Annotated in this window: 6 protein-coding genes; 5 read left to right on the top strand and 1 reads right to left on the bottom strand. The window is 70.0% G+C overall.

Annotation, left to right across the window (positions count from 1 at the left end; genetic code table 11):
• On the bottom strand, positions 1–379 hold a 379-nt coding region (locus ACTUAL_RS05885; RefSeq protein WP_440899528.1), incomplete at its 3' end, for a helix-turn-helix domain-containing protein.
• Between the two features lie 105 nt (positions 380–484).
• On the opposite strand from ACTUAL_RS05885, the gene ACTUAL_RS05880 reads away from it, so the two are divergent.
• From ACTUAL_RS05880 to rpsU, 5 genes are all read left to right on the top strand, one after another.
• Positions 485–736, top strand: coding sequence for a hypothetical protein (locus ACTUAL_RS05880; protein ID WP_096496634.1), 252 nt, complete (start codon positions 485–487; stop codon positions 734–736).
• A 158-nt stretch (positions 737–894) separates the two neighbouring features.
• A complete protein-coding gene (locus ACTUAL_RS05875) occupies positions 895–1,545 on the top strand; it encodes a DddA-like double-stranded DNA deaminase toxin (protein ID WP_440899527.1) in 651 nt (216 codons plus the stop codon).
• Positions 1,530–1,973, top strand: a complete 444-nt coding sequence (locus tag ACTUAL_RS05870; protein WP_157767895.1) for an Imm1 family immunity protein — start codon at positions 1,530–1,532, stop codon at positions 1,971–1,973. The genes ACTUAL_RS05875 and ACTUAL_RS05870 overlap by 16 nt, the downstream gene beginning before the upstream one ends.
• A gap of 61 nt (positions 1,974–2,034) precedes the next feature.
• Positions 2,035–3,117 carry an MBL fold metallo-hydrolase gene (locus ACTUAL_RS05865; RefSeq protein WP_440899526.1) on the top strand — a complete coding sequence of 361 codons (1,083 nt, stop codon included), beginning with the start codon at positions 2,035–2,037 and terminating at the stop codon, positions 3,115–3,117.
• 104 nt (positions 3,118–3,221) lie between these two features.
• Entirely contained in the window at positions 3,222–3,536 is a 315-nt protein-coding gene (rpsU, locus tag ACTUAL_RS05860) for a 30S ribosomal protein S21 (RefSeq protein WP_440899525.1), read from the top strand.
• The last annotated feature ends 12 nt before the right edge of the window (positions 3,537–3,548 follow it).

Genomic DNA, 3,548 nt, shown 5'->3' with positions numbered 1-3,548 from the left:
CCTCGGTCTGGAGGACGGCGGGGACGAGCTCGAACGACGAGTAGACGACCTCGGTGGCGATCGCCTCGACGTCCAGGATGCGCCGGAGCCAGGGCGAGATCTGCCCGCCCAACTTGCTCTTGGGCCGACGCCGGTTGGCCTCGCTGTTGAGCCCGAGGAGGTCCTCGCGGGTGGCGTCGTCGGCTTCGTAGAGGTCGAGCAGCTTCTCCAGCTCGGCCTGCTTGACCCCGCTGGCGGCGGTCTCGATGTTCCCGATCTTCGTGGTGGTGCACACGAGCACGGCGGCGGCCCGTTCCCGCAACAACCCCCTGTCCTCGCGCAACCTGCGCAACGTCGTGGCCACCTGGATGCGCGCGGCACTGCGATGCGGGTTGGTCACGGCGTCCTCCGGAATCACTCGAATGGGAGACCCGCACAACTTGTGTGCACAGGTTATTGTCCACGTGTTCGGAAAGTGTACGAACAACATCGGAGAGTGATGAACATGGGGTCGGTCGTCCAACTCTCGGAAGTCCGCAAGTCCTCGAACGGCGGCCCGGAGTGGCGCGTGGTCGAACGCGCGGAGCAGGACCCCGAACCCGACCTCAAGACCTGGGCGGTGTCCCGGCTGCTCGCGCACGGCTGCACGTTCGGCTTGTACGCGGCTGAGTCGGGCAGGGAGCGGGGCGACGGCGACGAGTTCCACGAGGACGTCTGGCTCATCTGGGACGGCACGGCGGTGATGGGCGCCTGCTGACCGTCGGGTGATTCCGGACTGTTCGCGGCTTCGGGTGAAGGTTGTTGGCCCAAAGCCGCAGCACTGGGATCGTGCCTGGTGGGGGAGGTGCGATGGGGTCGCTGGGGGCGGTCGCCGACGAGTTGGAGTCGGTGTGCGAGCGGGCTGCGGAGTGCCGGGTGGCGCTGCTGTCGGCGGTTGACGGGGTGCGGTGGGCACGGGAGTGGTTGGAACGGGTCTCGGCGGGGTCGAACGACCCGGAGTGGGCCGGGTTGCTGGCCTGCCTGGTCGAGGTGGAGCGCGGGATCGATGAGGTCTCCCTCGCCCTCTCCGACGGCGTCGGGCTGGTGCTCGACGTGGTCGCCGACCTGGTCGGGGGAGGGAGTGACCGTGCGGGTGACGAGCCGGCCGAGCCGCCGGACCGGATCGAGGAATTGCGCCGCGAGCTGCCGCCGCCCGTGACGCCCGGTGCGGGGCAGAAGACCCACGGGCGGTGGTTCGGGCCGGACGGGAAGACCCGTTCGGCGATCAGCGGCAAGGACGAGGGGTTCGCACTGGTGCTCCGCACGATTCGCGAGCTCGGGATGACGCGCGGCTTCCCGCTGCGCGCGACCGACGTCGAGATGAAGGTCGCCGCGCACATGAGGGCCAACGGAATCACGAGCGCGACGCTCGTCATCAACCACGTCCCCTGTGACGACGGTATGTTCAGCTGCGATCGGATGGTGCCGGTCCTCCTGCCCGCAGGCAGCGCGCTGAGCGTTTTCGGAGCGAGTGGTTTCCGCAGGACCTACCACGGAGGAGAGCAGTTGCCGTGCCCCACGCCCTGAAGATCTACACCCGCCCCGACCACGGCAAGGAACCGCTGTTCCTGCACACCCCGGACGAGGTCCGGGCCTGGTTCGCCGCGTGGCGGGACGCCTCCCCGGCGGGCAGCGTCGACCTGGCCACGTTCTACCTGGCAGGCGACGACTGGGGGCCCGAGCTGAACGCGGGCCTCGACGGCGACAAGGGCGTGCTGCACCACTCCGGTGACGACGACACCTCCTACGGCTTCCACTCCCACGCCCCCGAAGGCAGCAACCCCGACGAGGTCGTCTACTACTTCTTCGCCGCCGACACCCCCTTCCCACCCCACTCCGAGATCCCCGTCGCCGCCGTCGAGTCCGCCGTCCTGGAGTTCATGTCCACCGGCCTGCGCCCCACCTGCGTCCACTGGCAGGCGTGGGTCCCCGGCACCGGCCACGTCCCCGTGTGACCTCCCGCCCCACCCCGTGAAAAAGGGGGACACTCCGCCCGGACCCGCCGTTGGACCGGCCATGAAGAAGGTGACCGGACTCCTGTTCGCGGCAGCCGCCGGGGCGCTGGCCTGGGCCGCGCGCGACGTTCCCGCCGCCATGGGGGGCAGGCCGGACGAGCGCGTCCGCCGGTCTCCCCAGTGGCGCGACGGCAAGTTCCACAACCGCGCCACCACCAGCACCATGCCGCCCGACGGCGCCACCGAGACGCTCCGCGACTTCGCGTTCGGCGACAAGACCAAGCGCAAGCCAGCGGGTCCCGTGCCGCTGGTGGCGCCGAGGCGCGACGCGCCCGCCGACGGCCTCCACATCACCTGGTACGGCCACGCGTCCTCGCTCGTCGAGATCGACGGCGCGCGCGTCCTGATCGACCCGATCTGGAGCGACCGCTGCTCCCCGTCCCAGGTCGTCGGCCCGCGCCGCCTGCACGCCGTCCCGCACGAGCTGGACGAGCTCGGCCGGATCGACGCCGTCGTCATCTCCCACGACCACTACGACCACCTCGACCTCCCCACGGTCCGCGCGCTCACCCGCGACCACGCCGCCGTGTTCGTCGTCCCGCTCGGCATCGGCGCGCACCTGCGCAGCTGGGACGTCCCCGAGCACCGCATCGTGGAGCTCGACTGGAACGAGTCGCACCGCGTGGCGGGCATCACCCTCACCGCCACGCCCGCGCAGCACTTCTCCGGCCGCGGCCTCACCCGCGACACCACGCTCTGGGCGTCCTGGGTCATCGCGGGCCCCGAGCACCGCGTCTACTACACCGGCGACACCGGCTACTTCGACGGCTACGCCGAGATCGGCGAGGAGCACGGCCCGTTCGACGCCGCGCTCGTCCAGATCGGCGCCTACGGCTCCGGCTGGCCCGACATCCACATGACCCCCGAGCAGGGCGTCGCCGCGCACCGCGACGTCCGGGGCGGCCTGCTGATCCCGGTGCACTGGGCCACCTTCAACCTCGCGCTGCACGACTGGTCCGAGCCGGTGGACCGGGTGTGGCGGGAGGCCAAGGCGCACGACGTGCGGATGGCCGTCCCGAAGCCGGGCGAGCGGATCGACGTCGCCAACCCGCCCGTCGTCGACGGCTGGTGGCAGGCGCTCTGAGCCGGGGGACCCCGAACCCGGAAAACCGCTGAAACGCTCAGCTCCGGGTGGACAAGCGGAAAAGCCTCTGGTAACTAGCGCGACCACGGTGGCCGGGGAACCGGTTGGCGCCGGAGTCCATTGCGGCCCTGACGCTTCAATCCAAGCATTTATTCGAGATACGTGAAAGGGCGGTGTGCCGCGTGCAAGTCGTCGTTCGGGACAACAACATCGACCAGGCGCTGAAGGCGCTCAAGAAGAAGCTGCAGCGCGAAGGCGTCTTCCGCGAGATGAAGCTGCGCAACTATTACGAGAAGCCCTCTGAGAAGAAGGCTCGCCAGAAGGCTGAAGCTGTGCGCCGTGCGCGCAAGCTGGCCCGCAAGCGCGCTCAGCGCGAAGGCGGTATCGTGGCGGCGCCATCGGCAGCTCGTCCAAGCTAGACCCGGTCTGGC

The sequence above is a fragment of the Actinosynnema sp. genome (genome assembly GCF_052038725.1).
This window is presented reverse-complemented; position numbering and strand designations above follow the sequence as displayed.

Coding starts and splice junctions, on each gene's coding strand:
- ACTUAL_RS05880 (WP_096496634.1), top strand. CDS start 485: ATGGGGTCGGTCGTCCAACTCTCGGAAGTCCGCAAGTCCTCGAACGGC.
- ACTUAL_RS05865 (WP_440899526.1), top strand. CDS start 2,035: ATGAAGAAGGTGACCGGACTCCTGTTCGCGGCAGCCGCCGGGGCGCTG.